Source organism: Paraburkholderia franconis (genome assembly GCF_009362735.1).
Lineage (GTDB): Bacteria > Pseudomonadota > Gammaproteobacteria > Burkholderiales > Burkholderiaceae > Paraburkholderia > Paraburkholderia franconis.
Genome location: NZ_WHNP01000005.1, coordinates 41,826 through 59,951, shown reverse-complemented (window position 1 = coordinate 59,951; position 18,126 = coordinate 41,826). Strand labels below are relative to the sequence as shown.

17 protein-coding genes and 2 pseudogenes are annotated in these 18,126 nt (G+C 64.1%); 9 read left to right on the top strand and 10 right to left on the bottom strand.

The features are described 5' to 3' along the window. Positions 1 to 24: 24 nt before the first annotated feature. The 3 genes from GCT13_RS06835 to GCT13_RS06825 are packed head-to-tail and all read right to left on the bottom strand — an operon-like array spanning position 25 to position 1,515. A complete protein-coding gene (locus GCT13_RS06835; RefSeq protein ID WP_227746739.1) occupies positions 25 to 384 on the bottom strand; it encodes a DUF1488 family protein in 360 nt (119 codons plus the stop codon). Continuing rightward, a complete protein-coding gene (locus tag GCT13_RS06830; protein ID WP_152756246.1) occupies positions 381 to 908 on the bottom strand; it encodes a DUF4142 domain-containing protein in 528 nt (175 codons plus the stop codon). The genes GCT13_RS06835 and GCT13_RS06830 overlap by 4 nt, the downstream gene beginning before the upstream one ends. A 55-nt stretch (positions 909 to 963) precedes the next feature. Beyond that, the gene (locus tag GCT13_RS06825; RefSeq protein WP_152756244.1) at positions 964 to 1,515 is read right to left on the bottom strand and encodes a type 1 glutamine amidotransferase domain-containing protein; all 552 of its coding nucleotides are present in this window, start codon (positions 1,513 to 1,515) and stop codon (positions 964 to 966) included. Positions 1,516 to 1,718: 203 nt separating this feature from the next. Here GCT13_RS06825 and GCT13_RS06820 point away from each other — a divergent pair, with 203 nt between their 5' ends. After that, positions 1,719 to 2,954: a DNA topoisomerase IB gene (locus GCT13_RS06820; RefSeq protein ID WP_152756242.1), complete on the top strand. Its 1,236-nt coding sequence runs from the start codon at positions 1,719 to 1,721 to the stop codon at positions 2,952 to 2,954. 93 nt (positions 2,955 to 3,047) lie between these two features. Here the strand turns inward: GCT13_RS06820 and GCT13_RS06815 are convergent, their stop codons facing one another. The 3 genes from GCT13_RS06815 to GCT13_RS06805 form a co-directional block, all read right to left on the bottom strand. Beyond that, entirely contained in the window at positions 3,048 to 3,338 is a 291-nt protein-coding gene (locus GCT13_RS06815) for a hypothetical protein (RefSeq protein WP_090865147.1), read from the bottom strand. A gap of 225 nt (positions 3,339 to 3,563) precedes the next feature. Next, positions 3,564 to 3,791 carry a hypothetical protein gene (locus GCT13_RS48185; protein WP_193727593.1) on the bottom strand — a complete coding sequence of 76 codons (228 nt, stop codon included), beginning with the start codon at positions 3,789 to 3,791 and terminating at the stop codon, positions 3,564 to 3,566. Between the two features lie 91 nt (positions 3,792 to 3,882). Continuing rightward, positions 3,883 to 4,161 carry a hypothetical protein gene (locus GCT13_RS06805; protein WP_152756240.1) on the bottom strand — a complete coding sequence of 93 codons (279 nt, stop codon included), beginning with the start codon at positions 4,159 to 4,161 and terminating at the stop codon, positions 3,883 to 3,885. Positions 4,162 to 4,538: 377 nt separating this feature from the next. On the opposite strand from GCT13_RS06805, the gene GCT13_RS06800 reads away from it, so the two are divergent. The 7 genes and pseudogenes from GCT13_RS06800 to pelG form a co-directional block, all read left to right on the top strand. Beyond that, the gene (locus tag GCT13_RS06800) at positions 4,539 to 5,213 is read left to right on the top strand and encodes an HAD family hydrolase (protein WP_321574220.1); all 675 of its coding nucleotides are present in this window, start codon (positions 4,539 to 4,541) and stop codon (positions 5,211 to 5,213) included. Between the two features lie 212 nt (positions 5,214 to 5,425). Continuing rightward, positions 5,426 to 5,560, top strand: coding sequence for a hypothetical protein (locus tag GCT13_RS50505; protein WP_265335273.1), 135 nt, complete (start codon positions 5,426 to 5,428; stop codon positions 5,558 to 5,560). A gap of 102 nt (positions 5,561 to 5,662) precedes the next feature. Next, complete coding sequence (locus GCT13_RS06795) at positions 5,663 to 6,175, top strand: PRC-barrel domain-containing protein (protein WP_152756238.1); 513 nt, start codon at positions 5,663 to 5,665, stop codon at positions 6,173 to 6,175. A 16-nt stretch (positions 6,176 to 6,191) separates the two neighbouring features. Further along, positions 6,192 to 6,626 (top strand): DUF3175 domain-containing protein, encoded by a 435-nt coding sequence (locus tag GCT13_RS06790; RefSeq protein ID WP_152756236.1) that lies wholly within the window; start codon positions 6,192 to 6,194, stop codon positions 6,624 to 6,626. Between the two features lie 57 nt (positions 6,627 to 6,683). Beyond that, positions 6,684 to 8,003, top strand: a complete 1,320-nt coding sequence (locus tag GCT13_RS06785; RefSeq protein WP_152756234.1) for a cation:proton antiporter — start codon at positions 6,684 to 6,686, stop codon at positions 8,001 to 8,003. Positions 8,004 to 8,359: 356 nt separating this feature from the next. Then, positions 8,360 to 9,013 (top strand): annotated as a pseudogene (locus tag GCT13_RS06780) (endo alpha-1,4 polygalactosaminidase); the annotation flags it as partial. A gap of 65 nt (positions 9,014 to 9,078) precedes the next feature. Next, positions 9,079 to 9,243: pseudogene (gene pelG, locus GCT13_RS06775) on the top strand (exopolysaccharide Pel transporter PelG); the annotation flags it as partial. A 79-nt stretch (positions 9,244 to 9,322) separates the two neighbouring features. On the opposite strand, the gene GCT13_RS06770 reads toward pelG, so the two are convergent. Then, on the bottom strand, positions 9,323 to 10,384 hold the full coding sequence (locus GCT13_RS06770; protein WP_152756229.1) for an aldo/keto reductase: 1,062 nt from the start codon (positions 10,382 to 10,384) through the stop codon (positions 9,323 to 9,325). A gap of 465 nt (positions 10,385 to 10,849) precedes the next feature. Here GCT13_RS06770 and GCT13_RS06765 point away from each other — a divergent pair, with 465 nt between their 5' ends. Beyond that, positions 10,850 to 15,358, top strand: coding sequence for a DEAD/DEAH box helicase (locus GCT13_RS06765; protein WP_152756227.1), 4,509 nt, complete (start codon positions 10,850 to 10,852; stop codon positions 15,356 to 15,358). Between the two features lie 53 nt (positions 15,359 to 15,411). Here the strand turns inward: GCT13_RS06765 and GCT13_RS06760 are convergent, their stop codons facing one another. The 3 genes from GCT13_RS06760 to treA form a co-directional block, all read right to left on the bottom strand. Continuing rightward, positions 15,412 to 15,963 (bottom strand): hypothetical protein, encoded by a 552-nt coding sequence (locus GCT13_RS06760; RefSeq protein ID WP_152756225.1) that lies wholly within the window; start codon positions 15,961 to 15,963, stop codon positions 15,412 to 15,414. Beyond that, complete coding sequence (locus GCT13_RS06755) at positions 15,963 to 16,190, bottom strand: hypothetical protein (RefSeq protein ID WP_152756223.1); 228 nt, start codon at positions 16,188 to 16,190, stop codon at positions 15,963 to 15,965. The genes GCT13_RS06760 and GCT13_RS06755 overlap by 1 nt, the downstream gene beginning before the upstream one ends. Positions 16,191 to 16,341: 151 nt before the next feature. After that, positions 16,342 to 17,931: an alpha,alpha-trehalase TreA gene (gene treA / locus GCT13_RS06750; RefSeq protein ID WP_227746751.1), complete on the bottom strand. Its 1,590-nt coding sequence runs from the start codon at positions 17,929 to 17,931 to the stop codon at positions 16,342 to 16,344. Positions 17,932 to 18,126: the final 195 nt, after the last annotated feature.

Below are 18,126 nucleotides of genomic sequence, written 5' to 3'. Positions count from 1 at the left end.
TCGAAAGGCGGCTTGACGCTGTGTCTAGCGCGGCTTGACGCTGCGATCCGGTTCCATGCCTTCGACACGGAACAGGCCGCTGTGCAGGATCACGCTATCGCCTCCGTTCTCGTCGAGCGCCTCCGCGCAGACGGAACGGATGCGGGCGCGCCCTCTTTCGTACGCGCCGATCAACGCGCCTTCGAGCGGCGAGTCCGCGCCGAAGTGATCTTCGAGCGCCTCGGCCGTGATCGCGCACACGACAGGCGCGCCATCGACGCACGCCGTAAAGCGCACGACCAGGCTCGACCCATCGAATACGGGAGCATCATCGGTGAATGTGATGTGCATATGAGAGTCCTCGTACGCCGCACGCGGCATGAACACCTTGATCATCCCGTTCATGACGACGCCTTTCGCGCATCCGCGAGTTGCTGCGCCATCTGGAGATGGTGACGGATAACGGGGAGCGCGCGCGTCGCCGCGCTCTTCAGTTGCGGGTCCTGGCCGCTTTCGCTTTCCTTCTGGAACAGTTCGACTGCTTTCTGATGACCACCCATCGCGACTTCGTCGATATACGCGTTGTCGAAGTCCGCGCCCTTGAGCGCCTGCAGCTTGCCGATCAGCGCCGAATCGGCGCCCGGCGGCCTGCCGAGGCCCTTGCCCGCGGCGACCACATCGAGGCTACGCGCGAGCCGCGTGTGATCGGCGATCATCTGTTGCGCAAAGTTCTTCACCTGCGGATCGGAGGAATTCTTTAGCGCGAGCTTGCTCGCGGCGATCTCCGTGGCGCCCGCTTGCGAAGCGTCCTGCACGAACTGCTGATCGCCCGGCGACAGCGTCGTCTGCGCACTGACGACGCACGCCGCCGCGCCGAGCGCGACGATCGCGGGCAATACGACGGCTCGAACGAGTGGGCGATGCATCATGCGTCTCTCCGCTTGGCGCTTGCTCTGATCGCTTGCTGCATGGTCGTGCTGGAACTCACGCGGCCTTCTTCTTCGACAGCTGCGCAATCAGTGTCCTGTTGAACACGGGAAGATCGTCGGGCTTGCGGCTCGTGATGAAGTTGCCGTCCTCGACGACTTCCTTGTCGACCCACGTGCCGCCCGCGTTGCGAATATCGTCTTGCAGGCTCGGCCAGCTCGTGACCGTGCGCCCTTTCATCAGGCCGGCGGAAACGGGCAGCCACGCGCCGTGGCAAATCACGGCGACGGGCTTCTTCGCCTGATCCGCCGCCTTCACAAACGCCTGCGCCTGCGGCAACAGACGGATCGCGTCACTGTTCACGACGCCGCCCGGCAGGACCACCGCGTCGTAGTCGTTCGGCGCGGCCTTGTCGAATGTCATATCGACATCGACGGAATCGCCCTTGTCGACGTGCCTGAAGCCCTGGATCTTTCCGCCCCTGGCAGAAATTACGTGTACTGTCGCTCCCGCTTCCGTGAGTGCACGGCGCGGCTCGATCAGTTCGGCCTGCTCGAAGCCGTCGACCGCGAGTACCGCAACCTTGCATCCCGTGAGTGCGTTAGCCATGTATTCGTCCTCCCTCACAATCAGAGTGCCGCGTTGTTCGTCCTGCCGGTACGCGAATACGCGGCCGGGCGTTTGTTGATCAGACGAGCAAGTTCGGTGCCCACGTGTCGCCGCAATACCGACGCTGCGCGTCGTGCCCGTACGTGGCACCGCTATTGCACGGGCTACGCCGTATCGCTGAACGAGCAAGATTCAACAACCAGATGAGAACGATGACGCTCCACACGGCCGAAGCCATCGCCGACGCGTTGCCTTCGCCGATGCCCGCTGGACTGCGGCACGCCGACGACACGCGGCCCGGCATCACGCGCAAGAAAACGCGGGGTGCGTTCGCGTATTTCGATCTGGACGGCACGCGCATCACGGATGAAGCGCAGATCGCGCGCATTCACGCGCTTGCGATTCCGCCAGCGTGGTGCGACGTGTGGATCTGCCCGGACGCGCGCGGCCACATTCAGGCCACGGGGCGCGATGCGCGCGGCCGCAAGCAGTACCGCTATCACGCGCAATGGCGCGAGACACGCGACGCCGACAAGTTCGGACGCATGGCCGCCTTCGGACGCGCGCTGCCGAAGATACGCGCGAGCGTCGCGCGCGATCTTGCACGCGAAGCCATGCCGCGCGAGAAGGTCATCGCGGTCGTCGTGCATCTGCTCGACACGACGTTGATTCGCGTCGGCAGCGTCGAGTACGCGCGAGAAAACCAGTCGTATGGACTCACGACACTGCGCAAGAAGCACGTGAAGTTCCGATCGAACGAAGTGCGCTTTCGTTTTGCGGGCAAGAGCGGCATCGAACACGATGTGACCGTCGACAATCCGCGCGTCAAGCGCATCGTGCGCGCATGCGCGGAACTGCCGGGCCACGATCTCTTTCAGTACATCGACGAGGACGGCACGCGCCGCACGGTCGAATCCGCCGATATCAACGACTATCTGCGCAATGCTTGCCACGCGGATTTCACCGCGAAGGACTATCGCACATGGGCGGGCAGCGTCTTCGCGATGACCGCGCTGCGGCACCTCGTCTGCGAAAGCGCAGCAGACGCACGCCGTCATGTCGTCGCGACAGTGAAGGATGTGGCCGCGCTGTTGCGCAATACGCCCGCTGTGTGCAGGCGCTGTTATATCCATCCCGAAGTGATTGCCGCTTTCGAAGCAGGTGAATTGCGAGAGCTGTCGCCGCCGCACGCGAGACGTCATATGAAAGTCGACGAGGCTGCATTTGCGGCGCTGCTTGCGCAATGCGAAAAACGCGAACGGCTTGCAAACCGCCGCGTGAGCAAAAACGGCGGCAACGCGAGAGTAGCCGCTACGACCGATGTCGAGCGGGCAAGACTCGCAATGCTACTGAAAAAATCGAGCGCGCTGCAAAATCAGGTCGACAAGCAGGCCAACAAGCGGACGAACAAGCAGGCGAATGTGCGAAAGACGGCCTGAGCGTCGACTCGTACGCGTTTGGCCTCAGGTCGGCTGCACAAGCGCAGGCACAAGCACGCATGCGCTCTGTGTGCAACGCATGCGTGCCTCGCGTCACTCCTCGTAGGCGGCCATTACGAGCCACATATCGCGCTCGCCGTCATGAATCTCCGCTGCCAGCGCGTACGGATCGCTCGGTCCGCACGTATTGAGCAGCGTGCGTTGCGCGACTTCCGCATTGTCGAATACGCGATCGTCGAGCGGACGGACTTCGCGCTTGCCTTCGAACATGTGCTCGTTCATCCGGTACACGAGCGGCTGCGTTTTCCATGTATTGAAGCAGTCCTTCACGTGCTGAAAGTCGCCACCGCAGATGTTGCTCTGGTAGTGAATTTTCGAACGCATCACATCACCTCCATGGGGCGCGCGTCCGTTGCCGCGGTTGTGGATGCTCTACCGCGCAAGCCGGATCGCGAGCGGGACGGGCGTTGATGTGCCCATTGTCCGCAACGCGGATCGCCACGTACCCCCGTTGTGCCGCGCCCTTCAGGTCCTCGATGAAGAACGCGGCGTGATCCGATTCCCTCATTACCCCGGGCTGCCCGAGGTACCCCGTCACTGCGCGAAACGTCACTGGCTCGCGCCCGATGCCCCTGCTGCGCCGCTTGCGCCCATCGCGCCCGCAGCCGGAGCCGCGCCGCTTGCGCCCATCGCGCCCGCGGCCGGGGCCGCGCTGCTACTGCCCGCCGCCGCGCCCGTGTCGCTGCTGGCGTTTTCTGCCTTCTTGCAGGCCGCGCCTAATGACATCGACACGACCGCTATCGCGAGCAACGCGTATTTCCATCCTGGCTGTGTCATGATTCCTCCCGCCTTCGCTAAAGGTCCGGCATATCGCGCCACATCGCACCCGCATCGCGAAGCAGTGGCACGCGCCGGACGGAATCAAGGGTCATTGCCCCTTCGTATCGCTGCTTGCATCGGCGCCCGGCACGTTCGTCGTGTCGGTAGCCGACTTCTTGTGCGACTTCGACATCTTATGATGCATCTTTTTCGACGCATGTGTGCCCGACGATGCCATGCCCGCCCCCGTCTCATCGGACGAACTCATCCCGGCGCCATTGCCGCCACCGCCCGCCGAACCGCCGCCGTTACTGCCGCCCGTCTGGGCAAAAGCGCCTCCCGACAGTGCGAGCATTGCCGCTACGATCCATGCTTTACGGTTCCTCATCTGTTAGCTCCTTGAAAAACGTGATCAGTGATTGCGGTTGACTGCCGCCAAAAACCTGGTGCCGTCACTCGTCAGTTCAGCAAACGGTGTGCCCCTGCGGGGCCTCGCGTGCCCGGCAGGATACGGCCTGGCACCGTTTCCCCAGGCACTTGCACGCGATGCAGAAGCGAGCCGCGCGCATACGCTCTTTGATATTTACAAAGCGGACGTAAATCTTTCGTGGAATAAATGGCGCAATATGGGCGCTGTGCCGCCAAGGGCCGCGATGCATGCAATGCGTGTCGCGCTTTCGTGGCTTGCTTGTTGGCTTGCGTGTCCAGTCGATTACAGATTTCCCATCCACCGCATCTGATCGCATTTGATAGAAGGAGAAGCCCGTGCGTATATCCACGTCATTTCTGTTCGACCTCGACGGCACGCTCGTCGATAGCGTGTATCAGCATGTGCTCGCCTGGAAGGAAGCACTCGACGAAGAAGGCATCGAATTGTCGGTGTGGCGCATTCATCGAAAGATCGGCATGAGCGGCGGTCTGTTCACGCATCAGTTGCTGCGCGAAACAGGCGGCGACATGAGCACGGAGCGCGTCGAGCGCCTGCGCCGCGCACATGCGCGCGCATACAAACAACTACATGCGAAAGTGCGGCCCCTGCCGGGCGCGCAGGCCTTGCTGAACGCGCTGACGGAAAGCGGCACACCATGGGCGATCGCGACCAGCGGCCGGATGGAAACGGCAGCCGTGAATCTCGAAGCCCTCGGCGTCGATCCGTCGAAGACCGTGGTCGTCACACGCGACGATGTGAAATACGCGAAGCCCGACCCCGATCTCTTCGTCGCCGCTGCGCACCGGCTCAATGTGCCGATCGAGCATGCCGTCGTCGTCGGCGACAGCATCTGGGACATGCTCGCGGCGCGCCGTTGCCGCGCACTCGGCGTGGGCCTGCTGTCGGGCGGCTACGGCCAGGAAGAGCTCGAACGCGCAGGCGCGTTGCGCGTCTATGAAGATCCCGCCGATCTGCTCGAGCATCTTGACGAAATCGCCGCGCGGCCCTGATTCGCGCCGCTCTCTCGCTCTCTTTGTGTTCGGCAGTGCGCGGCGTGCCACATACGTGGCACGCCGCGTGCAGCGCTTCTGTCATTCCGCGACTGCAACGATGTTGCATGGGACCGGAGTGAGGTGCTCTGCATAGAGCTGGAGTAAGTGCTAAAGCGCTAACTCCAGCCGACAGCTTAAGCGCCGACTCTGGTCGACAAAGGAGAGAGATCATGAACCGCGTAGAGAACTCCGCCGACACCACGCCCCGCCCCGACGACGCGCCACAGGGCCAGCCCCAGCCGCCCGACACCACGAAGGAACTGCCCGAACTGCCCGATCCCGCCGAAGTCGGCGAGGACGGGTGAAGCGTTCGTCGAGCCATTCACGCATGCCGCGCCGACGCGACGGCGCGAGGAATAGCTGTTGCTCGAATCCGGCTATAAGCACACCCACGACGGAGAACGATCATGACGATGGCCAAGCAGACGCAAGGCGCGAATATCGTCGGCGCAGACCGCAGCGGATCGACGGGCCCGGGCCCCGACGTGATGGCGGCCGCCACGCTCGATGGCGACAAGGTACTGAGCGCCGACGGCAACGATATCGGCAAGATCAAGCACATCATGCTCGACGTGCGCTCGGGACGGATCGCGTATGCGGTGCTGTCGAGCGGCGGCTTTCTCGGCATCAGCGACAAGCTGCTCGCGATTCCCTGGAGCGCGCTCACGCTCGACGCGGACTGCAAGTGCTTTCTGCTCGACATGCCGACCGAAAGCGTGAAGAACGCGCCGGGCTTCGACAAGGACCACTGGCCGTCGATGGCGGACACAACGTGGGCGACGTCGGTGCACCAGTACTATGGACGCGAGCCCTATTGGTGTAGAAGCGGGAGCAACAGCGCGGGCAATGACGCATTCGGCGCCGGCGACATCGCGCCCGGATCGTCCGATCCGCCCGAAGCGGGCGGCGTGAAGCTGTGATACATCGGTGACCATCATGGCTACCAGCAAACGCAGTGGAACGTCGAGCGGCAAGAAGACGGCCGCGCATGTGTCGACGCGCACGAAAGGCGGCCGTCCGCCGCGCCAGCGGCACACGCAGGCGAAGGCCGCGCATCGTCGCGCGCGAACGTCGTCGGCGAGTTCATCGAAAAGCACGTCGAAGTACTGGTCGCATCACGTGATGGAAACGAGCGACGCGATGGACCTCGAAAAGGATATCTTCAAGACGGGCAGCGCCGAAGAAATCGCCCAGTCGCTCAAACGTTCGTCGACGCGCAGCAAGCGGCGCAAGGGCACGCCGTTCCAGTCCGCGATGTCGATGCTCAATTTCTATATCAACCGCGCAGGCCGCAATCTGCCGAAGTCGCGCAAGAGCACGCTCGAACAGGCCAAGCGCAAACTGCGCGAAGCGTTCGGCCGCGCGCCCTGACATCGATGCAGGCACACGATGCATCGGCACCCTTGCCTGCATGCGCGCTGACGGCCCATGTATGAAACAGTCTGGTGGTATCTGATCGTCGGCGGCGTGCTCGTCTTCATGGGCATCGCCGCGACGACCTTCAAGCGTCTGCCGCTCTCCGCCGCGATGCTCTATCTCGCGATCGGCTATGCGCTCGGTCCCGCCCATCTTCTGCAACTCGACCTCGTGCGCGACGCGCACTTTCTGCGGCCCGTCACGGAGGTCGCGCTGCTCGTCTCGCTGTTCGCGATCGGGCTGCGTCTGCGGCTGCCCCTCGTCGCGCCTTTATGGGCGCTGCCGCTGCGCCTGGGCTTCGTCGCGATGCTGCTGACGATTCCGTTGCTCACGCTCGTCGGCGCATTCGTGCTCGGACTCGACTGGGGCCCGGCACTCCTGCTCGCCGCGATACTCGCGCCCACCGACCCCGTGCTCGCGCACGACGTGCAGGTGCAGGAATCGGACGATGTGGACCTGCTGCGTTTCTCGCTGTCGGGTGAGGGCGGCCTGAACGACGGCATCGCGTTGCCGTTCGCGCTGCTGGGTCTCGCGTTGTGCGCATCGAGCACGGCGGACGGCGGCGACCCGCTCGACTGGCGCTTCGCGCTCACCGCGGTGGCGGGCGTCGTCGGCGGGATCGTCATCGGCGGCCTGCTCGGATGGATCACGACGTGGTCGGTCGCATGGCTGCGCACGCGGCACGCACAGGCCCTCGGGCTCGAAGGCTTCTTTGCGCTCGGCCTGATCGGTCTCGCATACGGCGCCGCGCAGCTTGCGCATACGTATGGATTCGTCGCCGTGTTCGCGGCGGGTGTCGCGATGCGCCGCGTTGAGCATCGCGCGAGCGGCCCGCGCTCGCCACGCGAGACCATCGGCACCGTCGATTCGGAAGATGTCGTCGCAACGGCCGCCGATCCGCAAAAAGCGCATGCGTATATGGCCGAGTCGGTGCTCGGCTTCACGATCGAACTCGAACGCATCGCCGAAGTGGCCGTGATGATGATCGTCGGCAATGTACTTGCGAGTACTCGCGCGTCGCTCTTCACATGGCAAAGCGCCGCGTTGATCGCGGCGCTGTTCTTCGTCGTGCGGCCGCTCGCAGTCGAAGCATCGTTGCTCGGCTCCGAAGCGTCTCACGCGCAACGCAGACTGATGAGCTGGTTTGGCATTCGCGGCATCGGTTCTTTCTATTACCTTGCATTTGCACTCGAAGCCACGCAAGGCCGCCATTCGAACGACATTCTCGCGCTGGTGCCGCTGACGCTTGCCGTCATCACTTCGTCAGTCGTCGTGCATGGCATTACGGCAACGCCATTGATGAACCGGTATCACCGCGCACGCAATCGTTAAAATGCCGGGAAAACGTTAAAAACAGAATGGCATTGAATTGCCATAACACCGCGCTTAATGCACATCGATCAAATAATAGCGTCGTATTTAACACAATACGCGACTCCAGCACAGCAATGTCGCTAGGCGGTCCGTAAATCTTGTCTATGATAGGCGCTGTCGCAATTGAAAGAACGAGATGAAACAACGCATCTGTTCAATTCAGCAGTACATCTTTGCGGATGACATTAAGCGGCTTGCATCATCATTTCAGAGATTTTCTTTGCATCTTAAAGGAAACAATTCCTTTGGCGGCACGCAGAGGAAGTTCGCGACGCATCGGCGGGTCATGCTGCGCGCTTTTTGTTCTCGCACTGATGCTAGCGCTGCCGCTGCATCCCGCTTATGCGGACGATGTCGCACAGACCGCCACGCAGCCTTCATTCGCGCTCTATTACGGCAAATCGCCGCCCGTCGACATGCTATCGGCATTCGATGCAGCCGTGATCGAACCCGACAGTGGTTTCGATCCGCTTGTGCACCGCTTGCCGCACACCACGTGGTTTGCGTATGCGAGCGTCGGCGAAGTGCTGCCGTCGCGCAGCTATTACGCGGATGTGCCGAAGAACTGGCTCGCGGGACGCAATGAGTCGTGGGCCTCGCGCGTCGTCGACCAGAGCCAGCCCGAATGGCCCGCTTTCTTCGTCGATCACGTGATCAAGCCGCTTTGGGACAAAGGCTATCGCGGCTTCTTTCTCGACACGATGGATTCGTGGCAACTCGTCGCCAAAACGGACGACGCTCGCGCGCAACAGATCGCCGGGCTCGCAAATGTAATCCGGGCAATCAAGGCGCGCTATCCCGATGCGAAGCTGATCTTCAATCGCGGCTTCGAAATCCTGCCGCAAGTGCACGACCTCGCGTACGCGGTCGCTTTCGAATCGCTTTATCGCGGATGGGACCAGTCGCAGCAGCGCTATACCGAAGTGCCCGCGCAGGATCGCGACTGGCTGCTACAGCAGGCAAAGACGTCGGGCAAACGGTGCCGCTGACGGGCCTGCTCGCGCTGATCTACCGCGACTACGACAGCGACCATTTCGTCGCGTTGAACGTAGTGTTCACGGCGATCACGCTGTCGCTGAATCCCGCTTACTACGGCTATGGCTTCGCAACGTCGCTGCTAGTCGTGGTGCTCGCCAGTCTTTATCTGCTCGACCGCAAGCTCGATTCGCTCGAGTACGAGACGTTCATGCTGCAATGAGCGCCGTTGCGATGATGACGCGGCGTGAAGCGTCACGCCGCGTCATCTGCCCGAAGCCTGAGTTGCAGCCTTAAAAGGCTCAGCCGTTGCCTTCGCGGCCCCTGCGCGTTTCGGCGATCTGCTGACGGCGCGGGTCACCCTGACGCTCCAGCATCCAGCCCGGATACTCGGACGGCAGGCGGCTCACTTCATCGAGCTTCGCGAGATCGTCCGCGCCCAGTTCGACCTGGGTCGCCTTGATGTTGTCGTCGAGCTGTTCGACCCGCTTCGCGCCGACAATCACGCTCATCACCGCGCGCTGATGCAGCAGCCACGCGAGCGCGATCTGCGCGACGGACACGCCCTTCGCTTCGGCAATCGCGCGCATGACGTCGACGCAATCGAACGCGCGCTCGCGATCGACGGGCGGAAAGTCGAACGTCGTGCGGCGGCTGCCCGCCTCGCCCTGCTGCTCGCGGCCATACTTGCCGCTCAGCAATCCGCCCGCGAGCGGGCTCCACACCATCAGGCCGAGGCCTTCGCTCTTCAGCATCGGCACCAGCTCGCGTTCGAGATCGCGGCCCGCGATCGTGTAATAGGCCTGCAACGTGTCGAACCGCGCGAGCCCGAGCCGCTCGGAGATGCCGAGCGCTTTCACGATCTGCCACGCGGCCCAGTTCGATACGCCGATATAGCGCACATGCCCCTGCTGCACGAGCGTATCGAGCGCGCGCAGCGTTTCTTCGATCGGCGTCGCGGGATCGAAGCCGTGGATCTGATAGAGGTCCACGTGATCGAGTTGCAGCCGTTGCAGGCTCGCCTTGATGCCGTCCATGACGTGATAGCGCGACGCGCCGCGCGCATTTGCAAAGTCGCCCGTCTGGCCGAACACCTTCGTCGCGACGACGACGCTGTCGCGCGGCACCTTCAGGCTCCTGAGCGCCTGCCCGGTGATCTGCTCGGAAAGGCCGGACGAGTAGACGTCGGCCGTGTCGATGAAATTGATACCTGCGTCGATCGCGCGGCCGATCAGCCGTTCGGCGTCGTTCTGCTGCAAGTCGCCGATGTGCTGCCAGATGCCGCCGGTGCCGCCGAACGTCATCGTGCCGAGACATAGTTCCGACACGAAAACGCCCGTGCGGCCGAGCTGGTTATATCGCATGGTTCGAGACTCCATCGTGGGTGATGAATCGGGGTCAGCCGATGAGGATACTCGTTGACTCCGGATGCTGCTGGCGGGTTGCCATTGGGTCAGTGGCAATGAGGTTCTGTTCTGTTCGTGCGGTTCAGCATCGGTGGCGACGCATCGCTTTCATTCGGCACACAATGGCGCCGTTTTTCGTTGCATATTCCGGATGCCGCCGGCCGCCCGCCTCTGCTCGCATTTGCATGGATCGAGCGCTTGTCATTGGCGCGATTGCGTCGCTGTGGGTGGATGCAATGGCGACTGACCGGTAGTTGCGTCTGACCGCCCACGAACGCATCGGCTCGCAGTGCAGCCCCGCGTCGCTTCTGCGATTGCGCTGTCAGCACGAAGCCGCGAAACCTGCGAGACTGAAGCGGTCTAACGGTTGCGAGGGCGCGGCCACCATTGGCTATACGCCGCGCCGCCCCCATCTTCGATCCCATGACTTCCGCCTCCCCTGCCGCCCGCGTGCTGGCCGACTTCCATCCCGCCGTCGCGGGCTGGTTCGAAAATACCTTTGCCGCGCCCACGGACGCGCAAGCCGCCGCGTGGCCGCTGATCCGCAGCGGCCGGCATACGCTCGTCGCCGCGCCGACGGGCTCCGGCAAGACGCTGACCGCCTTTCTCGCGGTGCTAGACGAACTCGTGCGCGACGGGCTCGCGCACGACGGCGCGCTACCCGACGAAACGCTGGTGGTCTACGTGTCGCCGCTGAAGGCGCTGTCGAACGACATCCGCATCAACCTGCAGACGCCGCTCGAAGGGATCGCGCGCGAACTTGCGGAGCGCGGGCTGCCCGCGCTCGACATCCGCACGGCCGTACGCACGGGCGATACGACGCAGCAGGAGCGCGCCGCGCTGAAGAAGCGCGCGCCGCATATTCTCGTCACGACGCCCGAATCGCTGTACGTGCTGCTCGGATCGGAATCGGGCCGCAAGATGCTGTCGACGGTGCGCACGGTGATCGTCGACGAAATTCACGCGATGGCGGGCAACAAGCGCGGCAGCCATCTCGCGCTGACGCTCGAACGGCTCGACGCGTTGTGCGGCCGGCGCTTGCCGCGCATCGGCCTGTCGGCGACGCAAAAGCCGATCGAGGCCGTCGCGCGCTTTCTCGTCGGCGGCGCGAGCCTGGACAGCTTGACCGAAAACTCCGCCGACGGCAGCGCGTCCGCCGACTGCGCGATCGTCGATGTCGGCCACGTGCGCGAGCGCGATCTCGCGCTGGAAATTCCGCCCGTGCCGCTCGAAGCGGTGATGTCGAACGAAGCGTGGGAACTGGTCTACAACCGGCTCGCGGAACTCGTCGCGCAGCACCGGACGACGCTCGTGTTCGTCAACACGCGCCGGATGGCCGAGCGCGTCGCGCGGCATCTGACCGAGCGGCTCGGCAAGGATGCCGTCGCCGCGCACCACGGCTCGCTCGCGAAAGAGCACCGCTTCGACGCCGAGCAACGGCTGAAACGAGGCGAACTGCGCGTACTGATCGCGACGGCGTCGCTGGAACTCGGCATCGATATCGGCGATGTCGATCTCGTCTGCCAGATGGGCTCGCCGCGCGCGATCGCACCGTTTTTGCAGCGCGTCGGACGCTCGGGGCACCACGTGGGCGGCATGCCGAAGGGACGGCTCTTCCCTGCTTCGCGCGACGATCTGATCGAATGCGCGGCGCTGCTCGATTGCGTGCGGCGCGGCGAGCTCGACCAGCTGCATATCCCGCGCGCGCCGCTCGACGTGCTCGCGCAGCAAATCGTCGCGGAGGTCTCGAACGCCGAATGGAGCGAGGACGGGCTCTTCGATCTGTTCCGGCACGCCGCGCCGTATGCCGATCTGAAGCGCGAGCAATACGACGCCGTGCTGCGCATGCTCGCCGACGGCTACACGAGCCGCCACGGCCCGCGCGCCGCGTATGTGCATCGCGACGCTGTCAACGGCACGCTGCGCGGTCGACGCGGCGCGAAGCTGTATGCCGTCACGTCGGGCGGCACGATTCCGGAGAACGCCGATTACGCGGTAATCCTCGAACCGCAGGGGCTCAATATCGGCACGGTCAACGAAGACTTCGCCGTCGAGAGTCTCGCGGGCGACGTGTTTCAGCTCGGCAACGCGTCGTACCGGATCATGCGCGTCGAAAGCGGCCGCGTGCGCGTCGAGGATGCGCAAGGCCAGCCGCCGAATATTCCGTTCTGGCTCGGCGAAGCGCCCGGACGCAGCGACGAATTGTCGGAGGGCGTCGCGCGTTTGCGTTCGGAAATCGAGCGTCTATTGGCGAATGCGGCCGATGCGAAGACCACGCTGCGCGCGCCTGAAACAGCATCAGCCGACGCGTACGCCGATACGCGCGGCGAACCCACGGCCGTCGCCGAGCGCCCCGCCGCCGTGCTCGATCTCGAACCCGCAATCGCGTGGCTCGCCGAGCGAACGGGCCTGATCGAGCCGGCCGCGCGGCAAATCGTCGAGTATCTGGCGCGTGCACGTCAGACGCTCGGCGCGCTGCCGACGCAGGACACGCTCGTGATGGAGCGTTTCTTCGACGAATCGGGTGGCACGCAGCTCGTGATCCACACGCCGTTCGGCAGCCGCGTGAATCGCGCGTGGGGACTCGCGCTGCGCAAGCGCTTTTGCCGCACGTTCAACTTCGAGCTGCAGGCGGCCGCGACCGAGGATGCGATCGTGCTGTCGCTGACGGGCGCGCACAGCTTCGCGCTCGACGAAGTGTGGCGCTATCTGCGTTCGGCCACTGCCGAGCACGTGCTGATCCAGGCACTGCTCGACGCGCCGCTTTTCGGCGTGCGCTGGCGCTGGAACGCGACGACGGCGCTCGCGCTGCCGCGCTACACGGGCGGGCGCAAGACGTCGCCGCAACTGCAGCGCATGCGCAGCGACGATCTGCTCGCGACCGTGTTTCCGGATCAGGCCGCGTGCCTTGAAAACATCGTCGGCGAGCGTGAGCTGCCGAGTCATCCGCTCGTCGATCAGACCGTCGACGACTGCCTGCACGACGCGATGGATACGCAAGCGTGGCTCGCGCTGCTGCGGCGTATCGAACAAGGCGAGATCGCGCTCGTGAGCCGCGACCTGCCGGCCCCGTCGCCGCTTGCAGCCGAGATACTGACGGCCAAGCCGTACGCGTTTCTCGACGATGCGCCGATCGAAGAACGCCGCACCCAGGCCGTGCTGAATCGCCGGTACACGAGCGGCCCCGAATCCGCCGACGATCTGGGCGCGCTCGATGCCGACGCGATTGCGAGCGTCGGCGAAGAAGCGTGGCCGCAAGTGCGCGACACCGACGAGATGCACGAGGCGTTGACGGGTCTTGCATGTATCACGGAAGCCGAGGCGCAGCGCAACGAAGGCTGGATCGCGTGGCTCTCCGAGCTGGCGAAGACGGGCCACGCGACGCGCATGCAGATCGCGCAGCACGATGCGCTATGGCTGCCCGCCGAACGCCTGACGTGCCTGCGCGCGATCTATCCTCACGCTGAAATCGAACCGGCCGTTCGCGTGCCCAAAGGTTTCGACGATGCCTGGACGGAAGACGACGCGCTGGTCGACGTGATTCGCGCGCGGCTGACGGGCTTCGGGCCGCTGCCGTTGTCGGCGATTGCGCGCGCGCTGGCGTTGCCCGCATCAGCAGTCGCGCAGGCGTTGACGCGGCTCGAAGCGGAAGGCTACGTGATGCGCGGCCGTTTCACGCCGCGCGCGGCCGACGAGGAATGGTGCGAACGGCATCTGCTCGCGCGCATTCATCGCTATACGGTTCGTCGCCTGCGACGGGAGATCGAGCCTGTCGAGCGGCATGACTTCATGCGCTTTCTGTTCGAATGGCAACGCGTCACACCCGATACGCGCGGCGAAGGGCGCGATGCGCTCGCAGCCGTGCTCGATCAGCTGGAGGGATTCCAGACGGCGGCGGGCGCGTGGGAGGAAGACATCCTGCCCGCGCGCCTCAAGGACTATTCGATCACATCGCTCGACGAGTTCTGCCGCTCGGGCAAGATCGTCTGGACGCGGCTCACGGAACGCGCGCGCGGCGCGAGCGCGCCCGTACGCAGCACGCCCATCGTCTTGTTGCCGCGTCGCGCGCTAGCCGTGTGGAGCGCGCTGATCGATCCGGCGAAGCAGCCGGAACTGTCGTCGAAAGCGCAGCTCGTGTTCGACGCGCTGACGCAGCACGGCGCGATGTTCTTCGACGAAATGCTGACGGATGTGCATCTGCTGCGCGTCGAACTGGAGAATGCGCTCGGCGAACTGGTTGCGGCGGGACTCGTCAACTCGGACAGCTTTGCGGGTCTGCGCGCGCTGCTCAAGCCGGTAGCGAAGCGCAACGCGTCGTACTATCCGAGCCGCCGTCCGCGCGGCGCAGGCGCGCTGATCGGCGGCATGGACGACGCGGGACGCTGGGCGCTGTTGCGGCGGCCCGCTGTAGTGGCCAAAGACGCGGCAGATGATGCGCCCACTGCGTTGCCGGCGCGCCGTCCGCCGCCGCTCGCGCCCGACGTGCTCGAACACATCGCGATGGCGCTGTTGCGGCGATATGGCGTCGTCTTCTGGCGGCTGCTCGAACGCGAGGCCGAATGGCTGCCGCCGTGGCGCGACCTGCTGCGCGTGTATCAACGGCTCGAAGCGCGCGGCCAGGTGCGTGGCGGGCGCTTCGTGAACGGACTCGCCGGCGAACAGTTCGCATTGCCGGAAGCGATTCCGCTGCTGCGCGAAGTGCGGCGGCATGCGAACGACGGCGCCTACGTGTGCGTGGCGGGCACCGATCCGCTGAACCTGGTGGGCACGCTGTTGCCGGGCAGCAAGGTGCCGGCCGTGGCGGGCAACCGCGTGCTGTATCGCGATGGCGTGCCCGTCGCGTCACTCGTTTCCGGCGATTTCAATCTCCCGCCCGACGCCGATGGCGAGACAAAACAGCTGATGCGCATGCGGCTCGCACGGCGATATTGAGCGCGGCGATGTCGCACGCCGCGCTCAAACGGCGATGGCTGCGAGCTCGCACGTCAAGCGGCCCGCGCGCCGAAACGCAGCCGTGCGCGCACCGCGCTTTCGGCGTCGACGACAGCGCGCGACAACGACTTCGCGGATCTCAACTGCCCCGTGACCAGCACGCCGATCGCCGCAACAATTCCCATCTGCGCGACGACGATGACGCCGCACATCGGATTGGCCGCAAACGCGGAACGGCAGAACAGGTCGGTGACGGGATCGACGGGGCTTGCCCCGCGTGCGCGCCGCTCGATGCGTGGATCGGGAAAAGTTCTGAAAGCCCTGCGCGGCAAGCATAGACCGGCGAATATCCATGCGCTCAGAAACGGCATCAGCAACACGCCCCAGAACGCGACCATGCCGTTGAACGCGTTGTCGAGGCAGAAGCGGACGTAGTCGGCATCGGCGTCACGCAATGTGCCCGACGCGAGCAGCGCTTCGCCCTCGCGCGCAAGTTCGAGCCGCATGGGATGCACGGCATCGGCGAGGCGCCTCGCCAGCAGCAGGTAGACGGCGGCGCAGACGGCCACTGTGGCGCAAAAGCGCAGCAAATAGAAGTATTCCATTATTTCGACGTACTCCTTCGGAAATGCCGGCTCATGACCTTGCGCACTTCGTCGTATTCCGACTTCTGCAGCCCGACGGGGTCGATGATGATCCGGAAAATAAAGAATGAAACGAACAGACCCGCTATCAGCAACGGAAGCATCACTTCGAGAAAAACAAGCGGCTCCGAACGGGCGAAATCGATCAGTTCGATCAGCGCGTCACCGATCGTCGCTCCACTTGCCATACGCCTCCCGAGTCTCGTTGCCGCGTTTTCGCGTGAACAAAAATGCTACCACTGAAGGCAAATTCGTATGGATTTCTAAACGTCAGAATTTGTAGAAAATAAATGGGCGCGGCGACGTTACCCGCCGCTCGCCGCGCCCGCTCGCTTCCGCTTATTCGCCCGGACTGTACATGTCGAGCAGCTTGAGCGTCACGCCATTGGTCCAGCCAAAGCCATCCTGCAACGGATACTCGCCACCGCCACCACCACCCGTCCCCGATCCTTCGACGACATACTTCTCGACCAGCTTCTGCTCTTTCGCATACACGTTCTTCACGTCGGCGAGAAAGCGCGTGCCGATCTGCGTGGCGAGATCGCGGCGCCCATAGCGCGTGAGGCCTTCGATCGCGATCCAGTGCAGCGGCGCCCAGCCGTTCGGCGCATCCCATTGCTGGGTCGTGTTATAGGTCGATGTAGTCAGGCCGCCGGGCTTGAGCAGGATGGCCGCAACGACGTTCGCGGTCTTCTGCGCGCGATCCGGCCACGCCGCGCCCGCGAAGAGCGGATACAGCATCGCCGGCGTCTGGTTGTCGCGCGACTTCGCGAGCTTCCAGTCGTAGTCGCCGTAGTACCCCTTGCTGTTCCACAGATACCGGTTGATGCCCTCCGCGCGTTTCGCCGCCTTGCCGATGAACTGCACGACGCAGCCGAAGTCGCGCGCCTCGGAGCAGCCGCGCGCGATGGTCGTCTCCAGATGGAACATCAGGCTGTTCAGATCGACGGGGATGATGGCCGTCGTGCGTACCGTCGTCAGGTTCGTGTTGTCGCCGAACCAGCGCGAGCTGAAATCCCAGCCGCTTTCGGCCGTCGCGCGCAGATCTCGGTACACGTCGCTGGGCGTGCGGCCCGCCGCCTGCTGCGCCGTCTGCACGTCTTCGAGATACGACTCGTCGCGCGGCGTGTCGAGTTCGTCCCAATAGCGGTTCAGCACCGTATGGTCGGGCAGCACGACGACGTTGCGCGTCGCGTCGCCGGGCTTCGTCGTCGACGCGCCCTGCATCCAGTACGCGTACTCCTTGCGCATCTGCGGCAGGTACTTCTGATAGACGCGCCCGCCTTCGACCTTCGCCGCGAGTTCGACCATGTACGAGAAGAACGGCGGCTGCGAGCGGCTCAGATAGTACGTGCGGTTGCCGTTCGGAATATGGCCATACGTGTCGATCATGTACGCGAAGTTGTCGAGCATGTTGTCGACGAGATCTTCATGACCCGACTCCTGCAAGCCCAGCATCGTGAAATACGTGTCCCAGTAATAGCCCTCGCGAAAACGCCCGCCCGGCACGACATAGGGTTTTGGCATCGGAATCAGCGAGCTGTACGGCGGCGCGCTCGTCGTCGTGCGCGTGAGCTCGGGCCATAGCCAGTTGATGTGATCACGAAGCGACTGATTCGCGGGCGGCGTGATGACGGGTTCGGACGGCGGCGTGAAGTACTTGTTGACGAAGTCCGCCAGCGAAAAGCCGGCATCGTTCTTATGCGCGTCATACAACTGCACGATCGTTGCGGGATCGGCGTTCGGGGTTGCGTCGACGAAGGTCTTCTGGTCGGGATAGATCTGCGCGGTTTGCACGGCGACGAACAGGTCGCCATATAACTGGTCGGGCGGTGGCGGAAGTGGCCCGCCGATCTGCGTATCGGCGCTCGCCACGTGCGCGAAACCTGCGAACAGCATGAAGCCCGACAACGCGATCGCGCGACGCATCGTGGTCGATGGAATGGCGGTTGAATGGTCGTTCGGTAAAGACCTGCATGGCACACACGACAGCATACTCATGTCTCCCTCCTCGGAAAGGTGGACAACCGGTCTGGTCTGCCGTCGCGCTTTTTTGTCGCTTCGCGAGCATCGCACACGAACACATGCGCGCGCAATCAAGCGTCAACGTTTGCGGAACCGATT

Excerpts from the sequence above, each read along its gene's own strand:
- GCT13_RS06835 (WP_227746739.1), bottom strand. The coding sequence starts at position 384 with ATGAACGGGATGATCAAGGTGTTCATGCCGCGTGCGGCGTACGAGGAC.
- GCT13_RS06830 (WP_152756246.1), bottom strand. The coding sequence starts at position 908 with ATGATGCATCGCCCACTCGTTCGAGCCGTCGTATTGCCCGCGATCGTC.
- GCT13_RS06825 (WP_152756244.1), bottom strand. The coding sequence starts at position 1,515 with ATGGCTAACGCACTCACGGGATGCAAGGTTGCGGTACTCGCGGTCGAC.
- GCT13_RS06820 (WP_152756242.1), top strand. The coding sequence starts at position 1,719 with ATGAGAACGATGACGCTCCACACGGCCGAAGCCATCGCCGACGCGTTG.
- GCT13_RS06815 (WP_090865147.1), bottom strand. The coding sequence starts at position 3,338 with ATGCGTTCGAAAATTCACTACCAGAGCAACATCTGCGGTGGCGACTTT.
- GCT13_RS48185 (WP_193727593.1), bottom strand. The coding sequence starts at position 3,791 with ATGACACAGCCAGGATGGAAATACGCGTTGCTCGCGATAGCGGTCGTG.
- GCT13_RS06805 (WP_152756240.1), bottom strand. The coding sequence starts at position 4,161 with ATGAGGAACCGTAAAGCATGGATCGTAGCGGCAATGCTCGCACTGTCG.
- GCT13_RS50505 (WP_265335273.1), top strand. The coding sequence starts at position 5,426 with ATGAACCGCGTAGAGAACTCCGCCGACACCACGCCCCGCCCCGACGAC.
- GCT13_RS06795 (WP_152756238.1), top strand. The coding sequence starts at position 5,663 with ATGACGATGGCCAAGCAGACGCAAGGCGCGAATATCGTCGGCGCAGAC.
- GCT13_RS06790 (WP_152756236.1), top strand. The coding sequence starts at position 6,192 with ATGGCTACCAGCAAACGCAGTGGAACGTCGAGCGGCAAGAAGACGGCC.
- GCT13_RS06785 (WP_152756234.1), top strand. The coding sequence starts at position 6,684 with ATGTATGAAACAGTCTGGTGGTATCTGATCGTCGGCGGCGTGCTCGTC.
- GCT13_RS06770 (WP_152756229.1), bottom strand. The coding sequence starts at position 10,384 with ATGCGATATAACCAGCTCGGCCGCACGGGCGTTTTCGTGTCGGAACTA.
- GCT13_RS06765 (WP_152756227.1), top strand. The coding sequence starts at position 10,850 with ATGACTTCCGCCTCCCCTGCCGCCCGCGTGCTGGCCGACTTCCATCCC.
- GCT13_RS06760 (WP_152756225.1), bottom strand. The coding sequence starts at position 15,963 with ATGGAATACTTCTATTTGCTGCGCTTTTGCGCCACAGTGGCCGTCTGC.
- GCT13_RS06755 (WP_152756223.1), bottom strand. The coding sequence starts at position 16,190 with ATGGCAAGTGGAGCGACGATCGGTGACGCGCTGATCGAACTGATCGAT.
- treA (WP_227746751.1), bottom strand. The coding sequence starts at position 17,931 with ATGCGTCGCGCGATCGCGTTGTCGGGCTTCATGCTGTTCGCAGGTTTC.